Below are 23,328 nucleotides of genomic sequence, written 5' to 3'. Positions count from 1 at the left end.
CTTTACAGTTATATTACAAAAGGGTCCAATTCATTGACTTTGTAAGGGCTTAAACATACGATAAACATATTAATATATTACTGATGCTTTAGAATCATTTTCGACAAATTATCCTAGGCACTAGTACTCACATCATACTTAGGAGGGGACCTTATGGATCTGACAACCAGCCGAACCGGCACGTCAGTCTCCCGTCGTCCTAAACTACCTAAACAGGGCAGTTCATCACGACTTTCGCTGCGGATGATACGTGTTAAGCATATTATCGTTGCATTGTTATTATCTATATTTTTCTTTTTAGTATTTTGTTTTGTCTCACTTCATGGCTACATCGCCTGGGTGCTATCCAATCCAACGGTAGCTCCTCTGTACTCCAATCCTATGATTGCCAAGGGTCTCGCCTACGAGGATGTTACCTTTCCGGCTAAGGACGGGAGTCGCATGATGAGCGGTTGGTATATCCCAGCCAAGGACGCCACTAAAACTATCATATTCAGTCATGGCTATGGTGCCAACCGCGAAGAGTCTTGGGTACCCATGTACGATCTCGCTCACTATGCACACAGTCTGAATTTCAATGTCGTAATGTTTGATTACGGCTTTGCTGCCCAAGGGAACAAGGATATTGCAACCGGTGGCAAAAAAGAATCCCAGCAGCTTCTAGGCGCCATTGATTTCGCTAAGGAACGCGGGGCACAAGAGCTCGTTGTTTGGGGCTTCTCTATGGGTGCTGGCACAGCACTGCAAGCAGGATTAGTATCTGAGGATATCGACGCGATGATTCTGGACAGTACCTTTTTGCTAGAACCAGACACGCTGTATCATAATATTAAGCAGAATATCGACCTACCGCGCCAGCCTTCTCTGGCGATCATGGAAATGCTGTTCCCGGTACTGAACGGTACAGGATTAGATCAAATTCCTTATGCAAAGGTTAAATCCAAAGACTATCCTTTCCCTATCCTGTTCATGCATGGAACCAAAGACGATAAAGCTCCTTATCCTATTGCCGAAGAACTGGCAGCGAACCAGAACAATCCTTTCTCTGATTCTTGGATCATTGAAGGTAGTCATCACGAGCTATTGTTCCGCGAGCATCCCCGTGAGTATTTACGGCGGGTCTCCGCTTTCTTAGGGAATGTTCATCTAGCTAAAAGTACTAAGGGTGATCAGCCAGCGATGGCAAGTAATTAACTAAACGATAATAACCAATCGAACAGCCTCTTCCAGGGACAGAAAGAAGTGTCCCCAAGGAAGAGGCTGTTTTCGTCTCCAGAATAGAAGAAGCCCGAGGAGCGACAGCACTCGAGATGTATGTTCTTCATAACCTTCCAAGACCGTTCATATAATGGACTGATGAAGACATATCACGGGAGGTTTTCTTGGCATGCTATATGTATACGGGCCGATGCTGCCAGTACGTATTTTGGAAGAAATCGTATTTTGGAAGACACAAGAGAAAGAGCATACTGAAGTCATCAAAGCGATCGTGCCTAAATTGGAGGAGCCTTATGTGAAACTCCTCGATGAATGGGCCGTTGTTTTCGGTGCAACTGAGCAGGCGGCACAGCAGCTATTGAATGCCGCACTCTCTGCTTCTCCACCCCCACAAGCGGAACTCACTGCAGAAACTGAGAAACTGCTACATATCTCCTGCATTCAATCCCAAGAATTCGTTCGGCAGCTCTTTGCCATCATGGAGAGTAGCGCAGCGGTCAAAGCCGTCCCCCTTGCAACTACTGTGATTCTGCATATTATTCGCGAATCAGAATACTTCCTAGCCGTACTGCAGACACTCAGCTCGCCCGGAAAGCTTTCACAAGTCATGCGCGATTACACAGAGGATTATGTCGTAAACATCGATACAGACAATACCCTGCGGAATGATGGATTCACTACTTTTACTGACACTGTGCCTGATATCCGCGATAAAAACGACGCGGTACCCATTGGCGGCCATACACTACCTCCCTTGCCTTACACCTATAATGCACTAGAACCTTATATTGACGAAAAGACGATGAGAATTCATCACGATAAGCACCATCAAAGTTATGTAGACGGATTAAACAAGGCAGAAGTTAAACTAGCGGATTCCCGTAAGAACGGGGACTTCGATCTCGTTAAGCATTGGGAGCGAGAGTTAGCCTTTAATGGTGCAGGCCATTATCTCCACACGATCTTTTGGAACGTGATGTCTCCACAAGGAGGCGGACGCCCAACAGGAGCTTTACTAGAAGCTATAGATCAAAGCTTTGGAAGTTATGACAGCTTTAAGAAGCAGTTCACCGAGGCCGCGAATAAAGTAGAAGGTGGCGGATGGGCCATTCTCGTCTGGAGCCCGCGCAGCCATAGACTAGAGATTCTTACTGCAGAAAAACATCAGAATTTATCGCAATGGGACGTTGTTCCACTCTTAGCCTTGGATGTTTGGGAACACGCCTACTATTTGAAGCATCAGAATAATCGTGCGGATTATATTAACGATTGGTGGAAGGTCGTCAACTGGCCATATGTATCAGAACGTTATGCTGCCGCTAGTAAACTGGCATGGAAGCCTTATTGATCTTATTCCACTTTGTAGAGAAGATAAAGTTTATTCCCATTTACTGACCCAAAAGGACCCATCGTTCACAAAAAGTGAATGATGGGTCCTTCTAATTCGAGGTATAAACACCTCTATATACTATTCTTTAATCAAGCTTAGAAACTCCGCACGAGCGGCGGCGTCCTCCCGGAAGACCCCTCTAGTAGACATGGTTACCGTCTTGCTGCCCGGCTTCTTTACTCCGCGTGCACACATACAAAGATGTTCACCTTCCACAACGACCATAACGCCATGAGGGCTTAATACCTCCGTCATAATATCCGCAATTTGAGTCGTAATACGTTCTTGCACCTGCAAACGCCGACTCACTGCTTCAACAAGGCGAGCTAGTTTGCTGAGTCCAGCAATACGTCCGCTCGGAATGTATCCAATATGCACTTTACCGAAGAAAGGAGCCATGTGATGCTCACATTGGCTGTAATAGACGATATCCTTCACGATCACTAGCTCTTCATGAGACTCATCAAAAGTAACACCGAGCGCCTCGCGGGGATCTATCGAATAACCGCCGAATATCTCCTCGTACATCCGCGTAACGCGGGCTGGTGTTTCAAGCAGTCCCTCGCGGCCGGTATCTTCACCGATTAATTCTAATATTTTCTCAACGTGATACTCGATTTGCTCACGGTTCTCTGATACTTTACCGTTCACGTATTCATTGATGTTCCCCATGATGTCTCCCCCTTCCGCACCCGTATAAATTCTATCCGGACCCGGTTACTTACTTCTACGTTTATTCCCTTTAGCTGCTCCTGGGCGGGCGCCTGTCTGGTTCTGATTCTTCATCATCTGTTGGGCACGTTGCATTTGTTTCCCATTCAGGTTATAACCCATTTGTTTTGCAACCTTTTGCAGCATTTCAGGATCATTCTGCATAGTTGTCATTTGTCTGCGCAGATAATATACACCGATGAAAAAACCACCGATGAGACCTACGACCAATGTAATAATAGGTAATGCGATATTCATCTAAAGCCCACCTCTACACTCTATTGTCTACATCGCCAAATGGCGCGCGAATCTATCATAGCATTTCGAGAACTGTACAGCAATTGGGAATATACATCCTGTCTATGATCTTTTTCCTTCATTAACATCACTGTCCTCTCGTGCCTGCTTCGCAGTTAGGAGTACATCCTGTGCCCTGCTCAGCATTTGCCTAACTGTGTCATGCTCTTCGCGTTCTAAAGCCGATTCAACAGCAGCTAGAGCCTGCTCACCACCGATACGTCCCAGCGCCCAAGCAGCAGTGCCTCGCATCTCTGGGCGCGGCTCTTTCAGAACAATATCTGTTAGCTTTGGCACAGCCCCCACTTCCTTAAAATTGCCGAGGGCGATGATCGCATTTCGTTGCATCGGCTTTTTGCCTCTCCAGGCAGCCGAGCTATTGCCGAATCTCTCTTTGAATTCACGATTGCTAAGATCCAGGATCGGCATTAACAATGGCTTCACGATCTCAGGATCAGGTTGCATCTGAGGGCGATGATTCCAGTTCTTCCCCCTATTCTTAGGACATACAATCTGGCAGGTGTCACAGCCGTATAGACGGTTCCCAATCTTGGTCATGTATTCGTCGCTCAGAAACCCTTTAGTCTGCGTCAAAAAAGAAATACAGGCCTGCGCATTCAATTGACCCGGACCCACCAGCGCGCCGGTCGGGCAGGCATCAATACACTTGGTACACTCCCCGCAGCCTTCTTCAACAGGCTCGTCCGGAGCAAAAGGAATATTCGTAACCATCTCCCCTAGATAAATCCAGGATCCCCATTTAGGTGAGATGATAGAACAGTTTTTGCCGCTGAAGCCTATTCCCGCTCTTTCCGCGACCGCTCTATCCACTAGTACGCCGGTATCCACCATACTTTCAAGCACAGCCTCCGGTACACGCTCATGAATAAAGTCCTCTAACTTACTTAATGCCTCTCTGAGCACATGATGATAATCCCTGCCCCATGATGCCCGGGCGAGAATGCCTCTACGCGCACCCGGTTCAGATTTCGGAGGATCCACCATTTTGGAGGGATAGGCCACAGCAATCGAAATAATAGACAAGGGCTTGTCCCCAGAGCTCAGTGCGGGGATCGTCCTTTTATCCAAATCCGGTTCCTCGAAACCAGATTCGTAACCTTTGTCACGATGGTCTTGCAGAATATTTTTTAAATATAAAAAAGGCTCCGCAGTTGTAAACCCGATATCATCAATACCGAGTGATGACGCAGCCTCCTGAATTTCCGCTTTAAGCTGTGCCCACTTGGAAGGCGGGGGAGCATAAGGTGACTGAGATGTATCGTTCATTTCCGCCTTCTCCTTTACTAATAATCTATAAATTCCTTATAGTCCTTTCAGTTTAGACAGCGGCCACCAAATATAATCCGCTCTGCCTACAATCATGTCCTGTGGGATAGATCCGAAATAACGACTGTCCTTGCTTGCTGAAGCATGCCGGTTATCTCCCATGACAAAATAGCTTCCGCTCTCCACAGTTAACGCCGCGAAATCAGGGTCTTCAATTTCGGTATCTATATACGGCTCATTCACTATTTTTCCATTCACATATAACTGGTGATCCTTCACTTCTATGATATCCCCAGGTATACCGATGACTCGCTTCACTAAAAAGTCCTTACGACTGGGCCCCGTGCTCGGATCATGAAGAATGACGACATCCCCGTGTTTCGGGTTTACAAATATCAATGAAAGCTTATTAATAAAAAGCCTCTCACCTTCCAAAAGCGTTGGCTGCATAGACTGACCTTTAACCGTTGATATATTAAATACAAAAATATTAAGAACCGACATCACCGCAAAAACAATTACCGCTGTAAGCAACCAATCCTTCAATTCCGCTACCACTCGACCTCCAAAGCTTTTTTTTGATCTGGAGGATCTATGTCTTTGCTTCCGATTACGCATGAACTCTACTTGGGGCTCCTGGCTCAATATGTCACCTCTTATTCTCGATTATTGATGTTTATACTTGCAGATATTATAACAATAAAAAAGCATATCTCCCAGCCATTAGTAATGGACTTCTGGAAAATACGCTTGAGTATGAATGAAACAGACTATATCATCAACTATAGTTCTTTATTTAGTAAATGTTTCCGCTTACGCATATGGATGATCAAAATTACCCAACAATGCTCAGCTTCCGGACAGATTTAAAAATTTGATTCTCGTTATATCCCATAGCTTCGTACAATGGCAATGCAAAAGAATTATGCTCATCGACGGCTACAAAGATACCACTAACTTTACGAGCTTGAAACCTGGATTCCATAGCCGATACCAGACTTCTTCCGACTCCTCTGCGGCGATAATCAGGATGTACAGCAATCCGGAAATAACAACCGTGGTTTTTCTCAATCGTACCAATCAGTGCTCCAACAATCTCTTCTTCATCTTCCGCAACTACAATGAGATCGGAATCCCATGAAAGCTGCCTGGAGAAAGGCTCGATAGTGTTCTCGAAACATTCTTCCGATAATGCAGTTTGCAGCAAATCAGTCACAGGGCTAACGTCGCTTAATTGAAAGGAACGAACGTGCATTCTTTAAAATCTCCCTTGTCTATGGCTTATGAATTTAACAAAAAGAAGGGGTTCCCTTAACATTGAGAAAATAAAAAAAAGCATCAAATACCGAGGAATACCTGCTTTTAAATCTATTAAAGCACACTTTTCTCGCGATATCATCACTTTTCTTTTGAAAGCGCTTAATATCAAGCGTTTACATTTTGAGTTAGATTCATTGTTTCATTATAAGGGTAATTATAAAGAGTTATGTCTATAGGGTGAAGACTCTTGCTTTTTACATTTTAAATACAATTGACATTTCTGTTTACATTCCAATCATACTTTATAAACATTTATGTTTGTTTAGTGTTGCATTATTGATCCAGATACTGTTTAATTAAAGTATCCTATTGGGCGATACCCTATAGTACATATCAACAATAAAGAATTTTGACGATAAACCGCCGAAGTTCTTTATCTATACAAAATTCTAATATACTCAGGAGGGATTTTTCCATGGCATTTCAATTACCAGCACTTCCTTACGCAAACAACGCACTTGAACCACACATCGACGCACTAACGATGGAAATTCACCATGACAGACACCATAACACATATGTGACTAATCTGAACGCAGCTTTGGAAAAGGCACCTGAATTGCAAGGCAAAAGCATCGAAGAACTTCTTACAGATCTGAACGCTGTACCAGAAGCTATCCGTACTGCTGTTCGTAACAATGGTGGCGGACACGCTAACCACACCCTTTTCTGGGAAGTTATCGGACCAAACGGCGGTGGCGCACCAACTGGCGCTCTTGCAGCAGCTATTGATAGCGAGCTGGGCGGATTTGAAAAATTCAAAGAAGATTTCGCAGCAGCAGCAACTACTCGTTTCGGCAGCGGCTGGGCTTGGCTAGTTGTTAAAGATGGCAAACTGGCAGTAACAAGCACACCTAACCAAGACAACCCAATCAGCGAAGGTGCTACTCCAATCCTCGGACTCGATGTATGGGAGCACGCTTACTACCTGAACTACCAAAACAAACGCCCTGATTACATCAAAGCGTTCTGGAACGTAGTAAACTGGGAAGAAGTTGGCAAACGTTACGAAAGCGCGAAATAAGGAATTAAATTCGGCTTGAGCTTGTAGCTTAATAGCCTAATTAAAAAAGGTATTCCCTAGCCGAATAGGCTGTGGAATACCTTTTTTTATGTTGCTCTACTGGGCAGAGTCCCTGTCTTACTATAATTGGGGAATAACTCCCTAAAATTCAGCGATATGCTCCATAAACATTAGTAATAAGGGAAAACCTCCCTAAAAACCAGCGGTTCTGGAGCATAAATAAGATATTCACCGATATTTTAGGGAGGTTTTCCCTAAAATGATTAAAAACAGGCGAAAAGGGCATGATTTCAGGGAAGAATTCCCTAAAAACAAATTTTGATCACTCTTGAATTCATAAAACAACAGAACCAAATAGATGTTAGCATAGTCCATTCCATACTTTGCTTATTCCCATACTTCTACATCAAAAACACTCTCTACTTCCCCGCTTTCGCCTGCTCTTCCTGCTCATCGAAATAAAGATTCAGCAGCTTCAAGAAGACATTAGGGAACGCATAATTAGCCATATCTTTACGGCTAATCCAGCGTACAGCTCCGCCGTCCTCAGGACTAGCGTTACCGTCCTCGAATCTCTCTACGGGTATGCTGCTGTCCATCTCTGGGAACAGCCCCGCATCCGTGTTATACACTGCTCGTCCTTCTGCCGCCATCGGCAGCGGAAGGGCGTCCTCCTCCCTGCAGCGATACACCTGCAGGGTCCACACAATATGGCTGAAGATATGCTCAGCAGCCATCCAGTGCTCCTCAGGCCGGGCGGAGATCCCGGCCTGCCGCAGTGACCGGCGCAGCCGGTCCAGCGCCGCGGCCTCCGGCAGCCGCGCGCTCTTGGCGCCGCCTTCTGCTGGCGGCGCCTGCCAATGCGGCAGCTCCCACATGCGGGCTAACAGCCCGCTTTGTGGCCGCTGCCGGATGAGTACTTGGCCCGCGTGGGCACCGCGGCCCTCGATTAAGGCCGCCAGCCGCTCCTCTGGGCGCGGCGGCTTGGCCTTGGTCTTGACGGGCAGCGAAGTCTCGCAGCCCGCCAGGCGCGCAGCGCAATGCTCCATCACCGGGCAGGTTAAGCAGCTCGGTGATTTCGGGGTGCATACGAGCGCCCCAAGCTCCATAAGCGCCTGATTAAACGATGCAGCTTCTCCCTCCGGGATCAGCTCAGCCGCCAGGCGCTCCATCTTCACGCGGGTGGGTCCCTTGGCGATATCATCCTCGATGAGGAAATATCGAGACAGCACCCGCATCACATTACCATCTACCGCTGGCTCTGGCCGATTAAACGCGATACTGAGAATAGCCCCAGCAGTGTAAGGTCCCACTCCCTTTAAGCTGAATACCGCCTCGCGATCGTTCGGCACCTGCCCACCATATAGCTCTTTTACCTGCTTGGCTGCATGCTGTATATTACGTGCTCGAGAATAATAACCCAAGCCTTCCCAGCACTTAAGTACATCCTCCTCAGGGGCGTCAGCGAGGGACTCCACCGTCGGAAAGCGTTCAATAAAACGATTAAAATAAGGGATCACCGTATCTACCCTTGTCTGCTGCAGCATGATCTCGGAAATCCAAATATAATAAGGATTGCGATGCCTGCGCCATGGCAAATCCCGCTTCTGCCCTTGATACCACTTCAGCAAATGATAACTGAAATATTGCTTGGCCTCCCGCAGCTCCTGATCTTGTTTATCTTGTTCTTCCTTTAAATCCATCTGATCTTTGCGTTCACACTGGTCTTGTTTTTCTTGTCTCTCTTTTAATTCTTGTCCTTCTTGTCCTTCTTCTCGTTCCTGTAAATCCTGTCGTTCTCGTTGTTTCATTGTAATTCTCCTTGCCCTTCTATAATCATGGTTCAATTCATGAACCTAGCCCCTCTACTACTGCAAAAGCTGAAGCCAAATCACGGCCATGTGTTATCGTAAGATGAATGGTATACTTCTGCCCTTCAGGTAGATCCAGTCTACCCCAGGCTTCACATGATAAGATTACTTCTGGCTTACCTTTAGGGTCAGGTAATATCTCAATATCGTGAAAACCAACTATATTGCCGATGCCGCAGCCTAAAGCCTTCACAACGGCTTCCTTGGCAGCAAAGCGCCCGGCTACGAACTCCGCCAACCTCCCGCCTCGTTGCTCGGCAAGTTGGTACTCTTGCTCCGTTAGGATGCGCTGATTAAATTTTTTCCCCTGTCCCCTACGCATTACTTCTGAGATTCGTTCAATTTCTAACACATCATGTCCGATTCCGTAAATCAAAATTTCACGCTCCTTATGGACGTGTATCCTATATTACTTCAATAATGGTATGATCATTATACAGGTCATTCATTTCAATTTTAAATTATAGTCCTATAAGATTCTTTCTGCTATCTTAAAAGAAAATGCTTTGGAAGTCCATTCAGGCGCCTTCGTGATGGACTTACTGATTTACTTCATTTATATATTAGAAAGAGGGGATTACCCTATGCAGCATCGTAATTTCGAAATACCAGCTGGTGAAGACGCTGTAATCCGCTGCTCGCATTTTCCTGCTCAAGGCGTGCCTAAGAGTCTTATCGTTATTGCACACGGTTACAAGGGCTTCAAAGATTGGGGGATGTTTCCTTACATAGCCACTGCTCTCAGCCAAGATCATGAAGTGATCACCTTCAATTTCTCTCATGCTGGAATTGGAGAGGATCTGCTGCATTTTACTGAGCTTGAGAAATTCGCCCGCAACACTTTTCGTCGTGAGCTGAAGGACATGGAAATACTGTTGTCCTATCTTAGCCAGCACCCGAAATTTGGCAGCCTGCCATTATTCCTTCTTGGGCATAGTCTTGGAGGGGGAATAAGTCTGGTCTATACGCTTGACCATCCCGATGAAGTTAGAGGAGTCATCTCCTGGAACGGGGTTACGAAGCTCGATTTGTTGACGGAAGAACAAAAGCAGGAGATGAAGGAAACCGGACGTACCCATGTCCTTAATGGACGTACCGGCCAACAAATGCCGCTGGATGCTGTTATTTTAGAAGATATGGAGAACCATAAAGAGCGCTATAACATCCTTGAGCGCATGAAGACAGCTTCCTTCCCGGTAGTCCTTATTCAAGGCAGTCAGGATGGCGCACACCTCCGGCAAGGGTCTGAACTACTCACCATACTTCGACCGGATATTAACTGGGTGCAGATTCCTGAGGGAAATCATACCTTCTGCACTGTGCATCCTTTTGCTGGAACCACTCCACAATTGGAGCTTGCTATTGCTGCAACCATTAATTTTATCACTCAGACGCTTGCCGACTAATTCTTCTTATAGTCTACCAATCTCCCAAGGGGACCCCAAATACTATTTCTGATATGTTAAAAACCGCCACAAGTTCTGCAACTACGCAGTCCCTGTGACGGTTTCTAGTTCAACCTATTCTTAAATTCCAGGAATGACATTGCGCTTATGCGCCGTTCTCCGATAATAATTCTCGAGTTTCTCCGCTACCTCAGGGTTAACCTGTTTGCCTTCCAGATAATCGCTATTATCATCATAAGTAATCCCCAGCTCGGTTTCATCCGTCTGCCCCGGCCATAAGCCTGCCGTAGGTGCTTTAGTGACAATATCCGCAGGTACACCGATATGAGCAGCTAATTGACGAACCTGACGTTTGTTAAGCGTGGATAGAGGTGTAATATCTACTGCCCCATCCCCCCACTTGGTGTAGAAACCCGTAATAGCCTCAGAAGCATGATCCGTTCCAACTACAATCAGATTGTTCTCAAAAGAGAGCGCATATTGCATAACCATACGTGTTCTTGCTTTAACATTACCCTTGCCTTGATGCGTCATATGGCGATGTTGTCCCAAGGACTTCAGACCATGTTCAACCTCAAGCGCAATTTCATTTACAGCTTCCTCAATATTAGTCTCCACTGTATGGGTCAGATTAAAAGCTTTAGCGACATCGTAACTGTGCTGGATATCCTCTTGAACACCATATGGCTGGAATACGCCAAGCGTAATATACTCTGTGCCTTCCTGTGCTGACAGCTCGTCCGTAGCCTGCTTACATAGACCTGCTGCTACCGCGCTGTCCACCCCGCCGCTAATAGCGATCAATAATCCTTTGGCACCTGCCTTGAGCACGTACGACTTTAAAAAATCAACTCGTTTACGAACCTCTGCTTCTACATCAATCGTTGGCTTCACGCCAAGATCAGCAATAATTTCTTTCTGTAAACTCACAAACCACACCCCGTTCCATCAGAAATGGTTCCATATCCATCAAAATATCCATACCAAGTGAAGCACTATGCTTCTAAGTATATTCTATCCCATTATCGCTCTTATATTTTGAAAAATCCCGCAACAGCCGAATTACCGACTGATGCGAGATTATATGGAATAACTTTTTTTACTGGCAAAAACGTTCAAAGACTTCTTTCAATTCAGCAGAAATTTCAGCAGCCGAACGATTCTCAACACTATGACGTTCAATAAAATGAACGAGCTCTCCATCCTTCATCAATGCGATGGAAGGGGAAGACGGCGGATAAGGAGCAAAATATTCACGTGCTTTAGCAGTGGCTTCTTTCTCTTGACCTGCAAACACTGTGAACAAGTGATCCGGAGTAATCTCATTTTGCAGTGCCTCAGCTACACCAGGACGACATTGTCCAGCGGCACAACCACAGACCGAATTCACAACTACAAGTGCCGTACCTTTTGCAGTAGGAAGAGTGGCTTCCACCTCTTCTGGAGTCATAAGCTCCTGAAACCCAATGCTTGTAAGGTCATCACGCATAGGCTGAATTGAATCTCTCATATATTGATTAAAAGACATGGACATTTCTCTGCACTCTCCTTCACTAATTACTGTTTTGTCAGATAACATTACAGCAGTACTTACTAACTTTATTATACATTCATACTCTGTGAAAGCAAGAGATGCTACAGTAACCTGATTCAATCCGTAAGCGTGGCTCCGCTATATTCTTCCTTTACTAAAGGGAATGAGATGGTAAACACTGTACCCTCTCCTTCTACAGACTCTACATTTATTTTTCCGTTATGTCGCTCCACAATACTGAGACACAAGGATAAACCTAGACCCGTTCCCTCCCTTTTTGTTGTGAAAAAGGGTGAAAACAACTTCTCTCGTTGACTTTCCGACATGCCGATTCCCCTGTCCCTTACAATCAGCTCCACTTTATCCTGAGTACTGTGTGTTTCCAGTGTTAGAATTCCCTTGGGTCCCATAGCTTCCATGCCGTTTCGTCCTAAATTAAGGATGAGCTGTTTTATTTCCCGAACATTTAATTCCATTTCATGAATGGATGCGTTCAGCTTTAGCTCAACACTTTGACCGCGAAGATTAGCATCCGCCCACAGCAGCGGACTGATTTCTTCTATAATACGATGCAATAGCACCTTCTCTTTATCTGAAATCCGGCTCTGGGCCAGTGATAGGAAATCGTTAATAATACTATTCGCCCGATCCAGCTCCTCTAACACGATCTGATAATAAGAATCCAAATCATCCGAACTCTTTTCTCTCATCAGCTGCAAAAATCCACGAACTACCGCCATAGGATTACGAATCTCATGGGTAATTCCAGCAGCCATCTGTCCTACTAAGCTTAGACGTTCTACATGATCCAGCTCTGAGCGGAGTTTCACTTCATCCGTAATGTCCTGCGCAATGAGTACAACCCCACCAGATAATGCTGTGTTGGTATTCACTAGCGGTGCTGAATAAATTTGATAAACTCGCGACTCATGAATCATTCGCTCATGGGAACGTCGTTTTTCGCGGATGTTATCCCCTACACGCTTATATGCCTCAGCATCCACCGAACCATTAAAAAATGCCCTCACTGGCTTGTTAATGATATCCTCTCTTCTCAAATGAGGATAATGAGTTCTTATCATACCCAACATACAGTCATTTAGTTCGGTCACGACTCCGTAATCATCCAGAGACATAATACTAATAGGGACTACGTTTGTAATCTGCTGCAGCTTCTCAGACTCCCACTGAAAATTATCACTTTTAGTTTCCATATGTACCTTAGCCCGCCATCTACTCCAGACCATTTCAACAAAATAAACAAAAATACCACCAAGTGCGATGGTGAAAAACAGATACAAAGTAATCAAAAGTGACTCGCTAGAATTAGACTCATATATATTTTTACCGCCTATAATAGGTACAAGTGCAATGAATAACATATTCGGACAAAGAACCATCCATAACATCCCTATCTTCTCTACCACTGTGCCTTTCTTAAAAGGCTTAGCTAGCCCAAACAGCAACGGATATAATAATATTCCTGAATTTAATATCATATTACTTATTCCTGTCGGCTCTGCGATGAATATATTACAGACGAGCAAAAAGATGGACAGCAAAATACCTGAACGTACAGTTCCATATAAAATACCGATATAAGCAGGGATCATCCCTAAATTCAAATAAGCAATACCGAATAAAGTCGTCGAAAGTAGAGTGCACAGAATAAGGCTTAATGTACAAGCCATAACCAAAAAAGTTTGATTATCTGGGAAACTACCTTTTTTTCGAGCCACAAGCCCTTGGTCTACCCACCATTGAATTAGAAAAAGAAAGGAGCATGCTGCCGATATTTGCAAAAATATATCCTTGATTGCGCCAATAATTACAATCACACCCCAAAATGGACAAATTCCCCTACATGTCTAGATTAAAGCACAGGTTTACTCTCCTGACAACGATAATCACTAAGCAGAAGGAGAAGACTGGTTACATGAGAGTCAGAATGGTATGATTCCGTTAGGAAAACACGGAGCAATACCCGTGTCTTAACATGTAAAGGAGTAAAATTTCATGAGCAACTACGATGTGATCGTCATAGGTGGCGGCCCTTCAGGATTAATGGCAAGCGTGGCTGCAGCAGAACACGGGGCATCCGTACTACTGATTGATAAAGGAGCTAAGCTAGGAAGAAAGCTTGGGATATCTGGTGGTGGACGCTGCAATGTAACGAACGTCAAGGAGAGAGATGAGTTGATCTCCCATATTCCCGGAAACGGGCGTTTCTTGTATAGCGCCTTCGACCATTTTAATAATCAAGATATCATTGCCTTTTTTGAAGGCTTAGGCATTGCATTAAAGGAAGAAGACAACGGACGGATGTTTCCAGTTTCCGATAAGGCCTCCAGCGTCGTCTCCGCCTTAATTAACAAAGTACGAAGTCTTGGCGTGCAGATAATGACGGACAGTCCTGTCTCACATGTAATATATGCAGAGGGGACTGTTAAGGGCGTTCAGCTGAGCTCGGGTAAAACGATCTCCACTGCTGCTGTCATCATCGCCACCGGCGGGAAGTCCGTGCCTCAGACCGGCTCTACTGGAGATGGGTATCCTTGGGCGGAAGCCGCAGGCCACACCATTACTGAGCTGTTCCCGACAGAGGTACCGATTATTTCACGGGAAGAGTGGATTAAATCCGGTGAGCTGCAAGGATTGTCGCTGCGCGATGTGGCACTTACTGTTTGGAATCCTAAAGGAAAGAAGGTTATCTCTCATCGTGGAGATATGATTTTCACTCATTTTGGATTATCGGGACCAATTGCTCTGCGGTGCAGTCAATTTCTGAGACAAGTCCAACGTAAATCCGGCACAGACACTGTCGAGATGTCCATCGACCTCTTCCCTGATCTGAACGCACAAGAAGTGGAAGCTATGGTGCAGGACAAGTTGGAGCAGGAACCGAAGAAAGCGATCCGCAACTCGTTGAAGGGGCTGCTGCCAGAACGTCTCATCCCTCTCTTATTAGCTAAAGCTGACCTAGATGGAGATATAACGGGCCATCATGTATCCAAGAATGGGTTGCTTACTCTAGCAGGTATCTTGAAACGGATGCCCGTCTATGTTCACGGTACCCGTTCCCTGTCCGAGGCCTTTGTTACCGGAGGCGGGGTAAATCTGAAGGAGATCGATCCCAAAAGAATGGAATCTAAGCTTATGCAAGGACTATTCTTCTGCGGTGAGGTGCTTGATATCCATGGCTATACCGGTGGCTACAATATAACAGCTGCCTTCTCTACCGGTTATACAGCAGGCAAACATGCCGCAGATCTAAGACTTAACTAAAACGACGCAACTAAAAACAGCGTGATTTGAGAGGCTTCTCAATTCACGCTGTTTTTATGTCTATCTATCATTCTTTCCCTAAACGGAACGTACCAAATATTCTGCTAATAAAGAGTCCTACCATGTATCCAACCGGAACAAACAGGATGATCCCCCACCATCCATACAAAGAGAGACAGATTAGTGCGGAGGAAACCATTGTAAAGGGAAGCAATAGAATAGGGACCGCATGCATCCCCGCTTCAGCCTTTTGTTCTTTCGTAAACGGTAGTATCCCAATGTAATCATCACCAACAAACAACGACCAGAACGAGAACAGCCAAAAAGTCATGAGTGATGTTAACACTACAAATCCCAGCCATTTGAAACCCGATGGAATAATAAGAATCGCTACGGCGGACACGGCTGTAAAAGCTAAGTAGAGCTTCAAATGGGCCGGATTCCGTACGAGTGCCTTAATCGCTGCCGCAGAGAAACGGCTCTCGGCAGTCTTTGATTTAAGCAAAGGCTGTGACTTCCGGAAAATCCACGGCTTATGACGAGTCGGACGAGGTTTATCCAGAACATTGCGGAGCAGAATGGCTGCAATCTTCATCCGCTGCTTGTAGTCTTCGCGCACATCGTTCATAAATGTCCCGCGCATCAATAAGCGCCAACGGAAAGCGATAATCGCAACGACTGTAAATACAACCGCACTCAGCAATATGAAGAGCGGGCGATCATTCCAAAGGCTAGCTACTCTGAAATAAATAGCATTTGGGACGGAGATTGCCAGGAATAGCCACAACCAGCGCCGCCAACCTTGCTTCTGTACTTTTACAAGATGCCCAAGTAGCTTAACACACCAGCTGCACGCCAAGGTCAGAGCGAAGAGCGACCATACCTCAAATGAAGTCATTTCAAATCCCCGAATCAGAAAGGGCAATAGCAGTGCAAAAGCAACACAGAATTTAAGCGAGGTTACAAACAGGCTGTAGAGCAATCCGCGAAATACGATCGTATTAATCCATCGCTGCCGTTGTCTAAGAAATAATAGGTCCCCTTCCTGCAATAATAGCACCAATCCCCCATTGCAGATCAGGAGCACTAATAATGAAGGAATGAACATAAACGGCAGATTCACACTCCAAGCCGGTAGCGCCTCATTCCAGAAACCATAATACAAACGCCCTCCCAGCAATCCCCCGGGAATAAGAATATATAAGAGAACGGTCCAATCAGCCGCTGTACGAATAATAGCGGATTGCTCACGCCAATGAGAGAATAGCCTCCGTCTGAATAGTTGTTTGGAGTTAGAAAAAGCAAACGTCCGCTGTCCCTGCTTACTCATGTCAGTTCGTCGAAGCAATCAAACAACGACGCCTCCGGCAGTCCAGCATAATCACGTATATCTTCGAGTGTTCCCGAGGCGGCAACCCTTCCCCCGGAGATCAGTACGAAATCATCGCATATCTTCTCTGCAGTATCCAGTACATGCGTAGACATTAATACACCTGCCCCTCGCTTCCGCTCTGCTTCCAGAAGTCGCAAGAAATCTTTAGTGGCGCGAGGATCTAGACCGATAAACGGCTCGTCCACAATATAAACATCTGGCTGTACCAAAAAACCAAGCATTAGCATCATTTTTTGTTTCATGCCCTTTGAGAACCCGGCTGGAAGATCATTGCGTACATGGCCCATACCAAACTGCTTCAGCAACCCTTCTGCAGTTTCTTCGAACTGTTCATACTTCAGTCCATAAGCAGCGGCTGCTAAATCCAAATGCTCCCACAACGTCAAATCCTCATAAAACACAGGCTGTTCCGGTACATAAGCGTAAGATTTATTAACTCCGCTAAAAGACACCTTAGCCTTGGTATTCTTCAGCAAACCAAGCAGGGTCTTAATGGTTGTACTCTTTCCAGCACCATTAGGTCCGATCAGTCCGAGCAACTGCCCTCGCTTCACCTGAAAAGAAATATCGAATATGCAAGGATCTCCCGCCTCATAGCCAGCTTCATCGATCTCAACATCGAGTACAATGTCGTCATAGCTCTCGGTATCCACTATTGTTTCTTCTTTTTCCATATTCTCCATCTCCTAGATACTTCTAATAAATACTATTATAGATTGCATTCTCTATAACGTATATGAATGATATTCGAATGGTCAACAGAGGCAATCGAAACTTATCTAATCGTACTATATATTTTTCCTGAAAATAATCAAGCTGCTTTTTTCACAATAATAACTTAAGCCCTGCTCAATAGCGAACAAAAGAAACCTCCCATTAAAGGGAGGTCTGTCCTACAAGATCCATGTTATTCGTCGCTGCTGCTCCCTCCAGCTGCTTGATAGCCGCCTCATCCCTGCGCTCAATTTTGCCACGCAGCATTAACAACCCCAGCCCCAGCACTCCTGTAAGCAGACCAGATAGAATAAAGGCAGACACTGGACCTGATGCTGTCACTAAAGCTCCACCGGCTACAGGTCCTAGAATGACGGCCGCGCTTGTCAGACTGCCTATGGTCCCAAACACACGTCCCGTGTATTCTGCAGGTGTCCGTTGCTGGAGCATCGAATTAAAGGGTATAAACGCTAGTCCTGCACCCACACCGGCAAACATGAAGGACCCAAACAAAGCAATGTTCATCCAGATTCCTGCCTGACCGTGAGCAGTTACGATCCCTGCACTCGAGAAGACAGCTCCCATGATTACAGCCCCTAATCCCATAAAGATGAGCGGATGCTTGCCACTGCCTACACGGCTCACAAACAGCGCTGATAATAAGGTTCCAAGGCCACTGGCTGCTACACACCACCCCAGCAAATCACCGTTTACACCTGGAATTTCCCGGAATAACGTTACAATCTGAGAGTCACCGATCTGCAGCATTAACAGTACCAGTACCAACGTAACAATTCCACAGAGCACCACAGGCATTCCTGCGATCACCTGCAGACCCGCGGACATTTCTTGGCGGAAGGATTTACGCACCTCAGTTTCCCCTGTGCTTGCTTCTGCATTCTCCTTCTTCACCGCAGCTATTCGCGGTAATCCAACCAAAATGATCGCCGATAAAATGAAAGTAGCAGAGTCAATCATGTAACAAGCAGCTATTCCGAAGGCTGCCACCAACAATCCCCCGAGAGCGGGCCCCACAATTTTGGTTATCTGTTCTATAGATGAACTAAGCGCCATCGCTTTATCCATCTGGGCCGCGGGAACAAGTTCCTTAATCTTTCCGCTTTTGGCCGGTGAGAAAAGCACATCCATACATCCTTTTGCCAGTAGCAGCACATAGACTTGCCACAGCGAGCCTGCAAATACTAAGCAAATCACAATCGCCGAACGTGCTATATCCGAACCAATCATTAGTGCCTTTCGGTTGAAACGATCACTTAAATAACCAGCAAAGGGGCCTCCTAACAACAGAGGTACAGCCATACATAAAGATATAGCCGTAATTTCCCACGGTGTAGCATTCCATTTGAACCCTACCATTGTCAGTAGCGCAAGGATATGCAACCAGTCTCCTACATTCGATACAAGCTGTGCGGCGATAAGCAGCATGAACGGCTTATTTGCGGTTAGCTTACTTTCTTTTAAATCATGAATTCGATGTTCCTCCATCTTCACTTCACTCCCCGTTACTATTTCTCAATGAAATAATAGTAAAATATTGGAGATTGTCATTCATCCGTCTGGAGGCGTAAATAGTACTTGAACCGGGGGATGAAATTGAGATCCTATCAGAGACTGAGGTCAAAAAACATTCAATTTCAACATCTTCAAAAAATTGTTTGATTTTTAATAATTAAAAGTTGCTCATTGTGACAAATCACATGTTCTTCATTCAATCTTTCACGTATTCTATTGTTATCTCAAAGTTCGTTGCACAGGTAAACCGTGCACTAATTAATATGATTACAGACGTGCGACGAGTTCACATGATTAACGATAGAGGGTGGAGAAGCATGATACAATCTTATGAACGTGATACACAATTAACACTACATTTGTACCGGGTATTTGCCAAATCATTCAAGAGTATTAATGAGCATGCTGTTACCGGCAGCAAAATTGAAGGTTTTAATCCTACTGCCTTTGCCGTCATGGAAGTGTTGTACTATAAGGGACCACAGCCCATTCAACAAATTGGTGCTAAACTGCTGCTACAAAGCGGTAACGTGACTTACGTGATCGACAAGCTCGAAGAACGTGGCTATTTGCAACGCAAGCCTTGTCCAAGTGATCGTCGTGTGATTTTCGCAGAACTGACAGCGGAAGGCGAACGTCTCATGAATGAGATGTATCCGAAATACTCAGAGCGTCTTCATCTTGCATTCAGTGGACTGAATGATGAAGAGAAGGAACAAATGATCACTCTGCTCAAGAAGATGGGCCTGCAAGCTGAGAAGCTTTCCCCTCTTCCCCGTAAGTAGAACTAGCGTCTAGGCTGCTTTTCACTTCATATTTGTTAGACAAGCTGTTTTCACACGAAGAAGCCCGACCGGCAAATGCCTGGTCGGGCTTCTTTATGTGATTTAGAGAATGAATTATGCCTTTTTCAAAGACGAAGTAGCGTCCTCAACGGAAGGTACACCCTTGCGCAAACCCCAAGATATTACTAACGACAACACCGCGAAAACTGCCATCATGATAAATAACGAATGAAGTCCCCCTTCAAGTGCACCACGCAAACTGTTTGATACTTCACCAGACAGATTAGTTCCTGTATGCGAGCCAAGCAACTTATTAATGTCATCACCTGTAACGTTTGAATCTGGTTGTTTTCGCAGCAGCTGATCAATATTCAAGTTCAGCCAGGAACCAAATATAGCCACCCCAATGGTCTGACCCAGTGACCTTGTAAATGCATTAAGCGCTGTGGATGCGCCACGTTGATCATACGCAACCGAGGACTGCGCGATAATCGTGAAGACCGTAGAGGAGTATCCGAACCCTACTCCACAGACCAGCATCAAGCATAAGAGGATTAGCTGCGAAGACTCTCCGGTCAAGAAAACCAGACCAATAGCTCCGGCAGCAATCATCATCAATCCAAGCATTGCAGTTCGGCGAGAACCTGCCCGCAGAATCATTCGTCCACCTGCGATTGACCCAAACATCCAACCTACGGACATTGGAGCAAGCAGCAAGCCTGAGATCGCAGCGCTTTTTCCTGATACGCCCTGCACCCATAAGGGAATATACGTAGAAAGTCCAATAATTAATGTACTTACCAGCAGATTAGCACCCGTTGATACCGCGATGTTACGATTTGAGAATAGGTTCAGCGGAAGCATAGGCTCTGGTGCACGGCGCTCCACAAACAGAAACAGGATTAGCAGGATAACCGCTGCACCCAGTGTTGCGAGTAGTAATGGAGAGGTCCATGCCAGGTTCTGCCCTCCCGTAGAAAGTCCAAAGAGTAGAGCCCCCATCCCTGCTGCAAAAAGAAGAACGCCTGCCACGTCGATTTGTGTCTTCCGACGCACCTTCTCTTCCTTCAGGTAGCGCGCAATAAATATCATTGCCAACACACCAAATGGCAGATTAAATACAAATACCCAGCGCCAGCTTAAGTAATCGACAACATAGCCCCCAAGCAGCGGCCCTACCAAAGAGGAAATCCCCCAAACAGAGCTTAGCAACCCTTGCGTCTTTGCTCTTTCTTCAATGCTGTAAATATCACCGATAATCGTAAAGGTCATTGGAATAAGTGCACCCGCACCGATCCCCTGTATCGCGCGAAACAGGATCAGCTGTTCCATACTTTGCGATATGCCGCATAATAATGAGCCTAATAAAAAAACAGCCGCTCCCCACATGAATACAGGCTTGCGTCCGAATAGATCACTGATTTTGCCGAAAATAGGTGTTGTAATAGCCATTGCCAATAAATATGAAGTAAATATCCAGCTCAGCCACTGCATTCCCTGAAAATCGCCAACAATCGCCGGCCCCGCTGGCCCCGTTACAGTCCCCTCAATAGCGGCCAGAAACGTAGCCAGTAGTACCCCTGTTAATATTAGTTTGCGTTCTAAATCCCTTGTTGACTTCAATGTTCCAAACCCTCTCTTTATGTATTATGTGAATTGCCACTCCTCGCGCAGCAGAGCATGAAGAGCAGCATCCTGAAAGCCGGAATCAATCTGCCGATATTGACGCAATACGCCTTCCTTCTGAAATCCAAGCGCATTTACCAGCTTCTCCGCACGGATATTATCAGGATGACAAAGTGCTTCTATTCGATTCAAGCCCATAATATTGAAGCCAAAATCGAGTACAAGCTCAAGCGCTTCTTTCATATATCCAAGTCCCCAAAAGGCAGGTGACAGATCACAGCCTATTTCACCACGGTAAGCTCCCTGAAGCTGCCAATGGTTATAACCACAGCTACCTATGACTTCCTCCCCAGGTCCAATAATACTCCAACGTAAGCTCTCATCTTCCTGAGCCATCTGTGATAGTAGTTCAATAAGCTGTTTCGTTTCTTCTATAGAAGATAACGCCGGTGCACCCAGCCAGAGAGAAACGTCCGGATGAGACCATACCTGAAATAATGCTGAAGCATGCTCAGTAGTCATAGCACATAATTTTAATCTTCTACCAAACAGTGTAGGTGTCACTCCATTGCATAGATACAATTCTCCGCCCCCCCTTCAACTTATCAATTATACATCATTCAAGAGTATATCCTTAAGCTAAAAGTTCTAATTTTTTAACATCTTATATTGTAAAAAGCGCCCGGATCAGGCGGCACACTCACCACTTGATCCAAACGCTTTTTAATAACCTTACCGATTAATGATTCCATTCCGTCAATTCACGACTTCACTACACAACACCTGAAGTTTGGCTCGAATATCCTTGAACTCTTCAATACCCGTGCCAGTGATACTGTACCCTTCACTATGTGCAGTCAGAAAGTTGTCCAGCGTCAGCTTTTCCAATTCCTGTTTCACTTCGCGTTCTCCTACACGATACCCCATGTCTTCCAGTCCGAGCAGCATCTCCGAGATCGTCACATCTTTATCATGTGCACAATAAAGCATGTGAATTCCTATGAACAAGTTCTGTACATCGGCGCGCATATTCCACTCCTTCTGGCTACAAAGCCTTCGGTATTTACTCTTGCATTACCCTATGACAGTTCATTGGAAACATCATCGTAAGGGCTCAACACTTTATACAGATCATAGCGTACTACAAAATATTACAAAACAATGTTGTGTCTTGACGTACCCCACATAGCTGTACTATGTTGTTAGTTACAGTTATGGTTTCATATTGACTTTAAAGTACAGGAAGGTGATGCTTCATGTTTCAAGCTATGCCATATGATGGAACGCGCAGCGAGCAGTTTGAAGCCGTTCTAACCCAACTCGAAGCATTGATGAAGGACGAACCAAGTGCTACAGCCAATCTAGCTAATGCTTCGGCACTGCTTAAACACGCTATGCCGGATACGAATTGGGCTGGATTTTATTTATTTGACGGTAAGGAGCTAGTACTCGGACCCTTTCAAGGCCTCCCTGCATGCATTCGAATTCCACTATCCCGCGGGGTGTGCGGAACGGCAGCAGCAGAGCGACGCACGCTTGTAGTAGGAGATGTACATGCATTCCCAGGTCATATTGCCTGTGATGCAGCCTCTAACAGCGAGATTGTTGTGCCTTTAATAAAGGATGACCGCTTGCTTGGCGTACTGGATATCGATAGTCCGCTCAAGGATCGCTTTGATGATGAAGAACGCCGGTTTCTGGAGCGGTTCGCAGCATTAGTATCGGAAGCTATCTAAAAATCCTCTCACAAATATATACTTTCTGATAGGTCAAGCTTAAACGCCTTCGTCGTCCTCATAAGGACGGTAAGCGTTTAAGCGAGAAATATAAGACATAAAGTATGGTGTGAAACTTATACTTTATGTCTTATATTTCAAAAAAAAGCTGTCTTAGTTGTAGGGGATACCTACTTATAAGACAGCTTTTTTCCGATG

At 45.4% G+C, this 23,328-nt stretch carries 22 protein-coding genes and 1 pseudogene; 7 read left to right on the top strand and 16 right to left on the bottom strand.

Annotated features, from left to right (window positions below; genetic code table 11):
• The first annotated feature begins 153 nt into the window (after positions 1–153).
• Both R50345_RS02875 and R50345_RS02870 read left to right on the top strand, forming a co-directional pair.
• A complete protein-coding gene (locus R50345_RS02875) occupies positions 154–1,194 on the top strand; it encodes an alpha/beta hydrolase (RefSeq protein ID WP_042123943.1) in 1,041 nt (346 codons plus the stop codon).
• 193 nt (positions 1,195–1,387) lie between these two features.
• A complete protein-coding gene (locus tag R50345_RS02870) occupies positions 1,388–2,566 on the top strand; it encodes a Fe-Mn family superoxide dismutase (protein ID WP_042123942.1) in 1,179 nt (392 codons plus the stop codon).
• A gap of 120 nt (positions 2,567–2,686) precedes the next feature.
• Here the strand turns inward: R50345_RS02870 and folE are convergent, their stop codons facing one another.
• From folE to R50345_RS02845, 5 genes and pseudogenes are all read right to left on the bottom strand, one after another.
• Positions 2,687–3,280 (bottom strand): GTP cyclohydrolase I FolE, encoded by a 594-nt coding sequence (gene folE / locus R50345_RS02865; RefSeq protein WP_042123940.1) that lies wholly within the window; start codon positions 3,278–3,280, stop codon positions 2,687–2,689.
• Between the two features lie 45 nt (positions 3,281–3,325).
• Entirely contained in the window at positions 3,326–3,577 is a 252-nt protein-coding gene (locus R50345_RS02860) for a YneF family protein (RefSeq protein WP_042123938.1), read from the bottom strand.
• A 135-nt stretch (positions 3,578–3,712) separates the two neighbouring features.
• Positions 3,713–4,903 (bottom strand): annotated as a pseudogene (queG, locus tag R50345_RS02855) (tRNA epoxyqueuosine(34) reductase QueG); the annotation flags it as partial.
• Positions 4,904–4,939: 36 nt separating this feature from the next.
• Positions 4,940–5,548 carry a signal peptidase I gene (gene lepB, locus R50345_RS02850; protein WP_042123934.1) on the bottom strand — a complete coding sequence of 203 codons (609 nt, stop codon included), beginning with the start codon at positions 5,546–5,548 and terminating at the stop codon, positions 4,940–4,942.
• Between the two features lie 190 nt (positions 5,549–5,738).
• A complete protein-coding gene (locus tag R50345_RS02845; protein WP_042123932.1) occupies positions 5,739–6,158 on the bottom strand; it encodes a GNAT family N-acetyltransferase in 420 nt (139 codons plus the stop codon).
• A gap of 480 nt (positions 6,159–6,638) precedes the next feature.
• Between R50345_RS02845 and R50345_RS02840 the strand changes: the two genes are divergently transcribed.
• Positions 6,639–7,247: a superoxide dismutase gene (locus R50345_RS02840; protein WP_042123931.1), complete on the top strand. Its 609-nt coding sequence runs from the start codon at positions 6,639–6,641 to the stop codon at positions 7,245–7,247.
• A 419-nt stretch (positions 7,248–7,666) separates the two neighbouring features.
• On the opposite strand, the gene mutY is transcribed toward R50345_RS02840, so the two are convergent.
• Positions 7,667–8,950: an A/G-specific adenine glycosylase gene (mutY, locus tag R50345_RS02835; protein WP_042131817.1), complete on the bottom strand. Its 1,284-nt coding sequence runs from the start codon at positions 8,948–8,950 to the stop codon at positions 7,667–7,669.
• A 145-nt stretch (positions 8,951–9,095) separates the two neighbouring features.
• The gene (acpS, locus tag R50345_RS02830) at positions 9,096–9,494 is read right to left on the bottom strand and encodes a holo-ACP synthase (RefSeq protein WP_042123929.1); all 399 of its coding nucleotides are present in this window, start codon (positions 9,492–9,494) and stop codon (positions 9,096–9,098) included.
• A 208-nt stretch (positions 9,495–9,702) separates the two neighbouring features.
• Here acpS and R50345_RS02825 point away from each other — a divergent pair, with 208 nt between their 5' ends.
• Positions 9,703–10,524 (top strand): alpha/beta hydrolase, encoded by an 822-nt coding sequence (locus R50345_RS02825; protein ID WP_042123927.1) that lies wholly within the window; start codon positions 9,703–9,705, stop codon positions 10,522–10,524.
• A gap of 120 nt (positions 10,525–10,644) precedes the next feature.
• On the opposite strand, the gene nadE is transcribed toward R50345_RS02825, so the two are convergent.
• The 3 genes from nadE to R50345_RS02810 form a co-directional block, all read right to left on the bottom strand.
• Entirely contained in the window at positions 10,645–11,454 is an 810-nt protein-coding gene (nadE, locus tag R50345_RS02820) for an NAD(+) synthase (protein WP_042123925.1), read from the bottom strand.
• A gap of 169 nt (positions 11,455–11,623) precedes the next feature.
• Positions 11,624–12,058: a BrxA/BrxB family bacilliredoxin gene (locus R50345_RS02815; protein WP_042123923.1), complete on the bottom strand. Its 435-nt coding sequence runs from the start codon at positions 12,056–12,058 to the stop codon at positions 11,624–11,626.
• A gap of 116 nt (positions 12,059–12,174) precedes the next feature.
• On the bottom strand, positions 12,175–13,896 hold the full coding sequence (locus R50345_RS02810) for a two-component system sensor histidine kinase NtrB (RefSeq protein ID WP_052414442.1): 1,722 nt from the start codon (positions 13,894–13,896) through the stop codon (positions 12,175–12,177).
• Between the two features lie 178 nt (positions 13,897–14,074).
• On the opposite strand from R50345_RS02810, the gene R50345_RS02805 reads away from it, so the two are divergent.
• Positions 14,075–15,343, top strand: coding sequence for a BaiN/RdsA family NAD(P)/FAD-dependent oxidoreductase (locus R50345_RS02805; protein ID WP_042123921.1), 1,269 nt, complete (start codon positions 14,075–14,077; stop codon positions 15,341–15,343).
• Between the two features lie 67 nt (positions 15,344–15,410).
• On the opposite strand, the gene R50345_RS02800 is transcribed toward R50345_RS02805, so the two are convergent.
• The 3 genes from R50345_RS02800 to R50345_RS02790 form a co-directional block, all read right to left on the bottom strand.
• Entirely contained in the window at positions 15,411–16,673 is a 1,263-nt protein-coding gene (locus R50345_RS02800; protein WP_042123919.1) for an ABC transporter permease, read from the bottom strand.
• Positions 16,670–17,419, bottom strand: coding sequence for an ABC transporter ATP-binding protein (locus R50345_RS02795; RefSeq protein WP_042123917.1), 750 nt, complete (start codon positions 17,417–17,419; stop codon positions 16,670–16,672). Before R50345_RS02795 ends, R50345_RS02800 begins: the two co-directional genes overlap by 4 nt.
• Positions 17,420–17,612: 193 nt before the next feature.
• Positions 17,613–18,956 (bottom strand): MFS transporter, encoded by a 1,344-nt coding sequence (locus R50345_RS02790; RefSeq protein ID WP_042123915.1) that lies wholly within the window; start codon positions 18,954–18,956, stop codon positions 17,613–17,615.
• Positions 18,957–19,300: 344 nt separating this feature from the next.
• Between R50345_RS02790 and R50345_RS02785 the strand changes: the two genes are divergently transcribed.
• The gene (locus tag R50345_RS02785; RefSeq protein ID WP_042123913.1) at positions 19,301–19,768 is read left to right on the top strand and encodes a MarR family winged helix-turn-helix transcriptional regulator; all 468 of its coding nucleotides are present in this window, start codon (positions 19,301–19,303) and stop codon (positions 19,766–19,768) included.
• Between the two features lie 114 nt (positions 19,769–19,882).
• Here the strand turns inward: R50345_RS02785 and R50345_RS02780 are convergent, their stop codons facing one another.
• The 3 genes from R50345_RS02780 to R50345_RS02770 all read right to left on the bottom strand — a co-directional run bounded on the left by R50345_RS02780 (position 19,883) and on the right by R50345_RS02770 (position 22,423).
• Positions 19,883–21,391 carry an MDR family MFS transporter gene (locus R50345_RS02780; RefSeq protein ID WP_042123910.1) on the bottom strand — a complete coding sequence of 503 codons (1,509 nt, stop codon included), beginning with the start codon at positions 21,389–21,391 and terminating at the stop codon, positions 19,883–19,885.
• A gap of 24 nt (positions 21,392–21,415) precedes the next feature.
• Positions 21,416–21,976: a GNAT family N-acetyltransferase gene (locus R50345_RS02775; protein WP_042123909.1), complete on the bottom strand. Its 561-nt coding sequence runs from the start codon at positions 21,974–21,976 to the stop codon at positions 21,416–21,418.
• Positions 21,977–22,150: 174 nt separating this feature from the next.
• Positions 22,151–22,423, bottom strand: a complete 273-nt coding sequence (locus R50345_RS02770; protein WP_042123906.1) for a hypothetical protein — start codon at positions 22,421–22,423, stop codon at positions 22,151–22,153.
• 227 nt (positions 22,424–22,650) lie between these two features.
• Between R50345_RS02770 and R50345_RS02765 the strand changes: the two genes are divergently transcribed.
• Positions 22,651–23,130, top strand: a complete 480-nt coding sequence (locus R50345_RS02765; RefSeq protein WP_042123904.1) for a GAF domain-containing protein — start codon at positions 22,651–22,653, stop codon at positions 23,128–23,130.
• Positions 23,131–23,328 lie beyond the last annotated feature (198 nt).

Source organism: Paenibacillus sp. FSL R5-0345, from assembly GCF_000758585.1.
GTDB lineage: Bacteria > Bacillota > Bacilli > Paenibacillales > Paenibacillaceae > Paenibacillus_AQ.
The sequence above is the reverse complement of the archived record's forward strand: the minus strand, read 5'-3'. Positions and strand labels throughout refer to the sequence as shown.

Coding starts and splice junctions, on each gene's coding strand:
- R50345_RS02860 (WP_042123938.1), bottom strand. CDS start 3,577: ATGAATATCGCATTACCTATTATTACATTGGTCGTAGGTCTCATCGGT.
- R50345_RS02875 (WP_042123943.1), top strand. CDS start 154: ATGGATCTGACAACCAGCCGAACCGGCACGTCAGTCTCCCGTCGTCCT.
- R50345_RS02870 (WP_042123942.1), top strand. CDS start 1,388: ATGCTATATGTATACGGGCCGATGCTGCCAGTACGTATTTTGGAAGAA.
- R50345_RS02815 (WP_042123923.1), bottom strand. CDS start 12,058: ATGTCCATGTCTTTTAATCAATATATGAGAGATTCAATTCAGCCTATG.
- R50345_RS02800 (WP_042123919.1), bottom strand. CDS start 16,673: ATGAGTAAGCAGGGACAGCGGACGTTTGCTTTTTCTAACTCCAAACAA.
- R50345_RS02825 (WP_042123927.1), top strand. CDS start 9,703: ATGCAGCATCGTAATTTCGAAATACCAGCTGGTGAAGACGCTGTAATC.
- R50345_RS02785 (WP_042123913.1), top strand. CDS start 19,301: ATGATACAATCTTATGAACGTGATACACAATTAACACTACATTTGTAC.
- R50345_RS02790 (WP_042123915.1), bottom strand. CDS start 18,956: ATGGAGGAACATCGAATTCATGATTTAAAAGAAAGTAAGCTAACCGCA.
- R50345_RS02795 (WP_042123917.1), bottom strand. CDS start 17,419: ATGGAGAATATGGAAAAAGAAGAAACAATAGTGGATACCGAGAGCTAT.
- folE (WP_042123940.1), bottom strand. CDS start 3,280: ATGGGGAACATCAATGAATACGTGAACGGTAAAGTATCAGAGAACCGT.
- R50345_RS02765 (WP_042123904.1), top strand. CDS start 22,651: ATGTTTCAAGCTATGCCATATGATGGAACGCGCAGCGAGCAGTTTGAA.
- mutY (WP_042131817.1), bottom strand. CDS start 8,950: ATGGATTTAAAGGAAGAACAAGATAAACAAGATCAGGAGCTGCGGGAG.
- R50345_RS02770 (WP_042123906.1), bottom strand. CDS start 22,423: ATGCGCGCCGATGTACAGAACTTGTTCATAGGAATTCACATGCTTTAT.
- R50345_RS02840 (WP_042123931.1), top strand. CDS start 6,639: ATGGCATTTCAATTACCAGCACTTCCTTACGCAAACAACGCACTTGAA.
- R50345_RS02805 (WP_042123921.1), top strand. CDS start 14,075: ATGAGCAACTACGATGTGATCGTCATAGGTGGCGGCCCTTCAGGATTA.
- R50345_RS02845 (WP_042123932.1), bottom strand. CDS start 6,158: ATGCACGTTCGTTCCTTTCAATTAAGCGACGTTAGCCCTGTGACTGAT.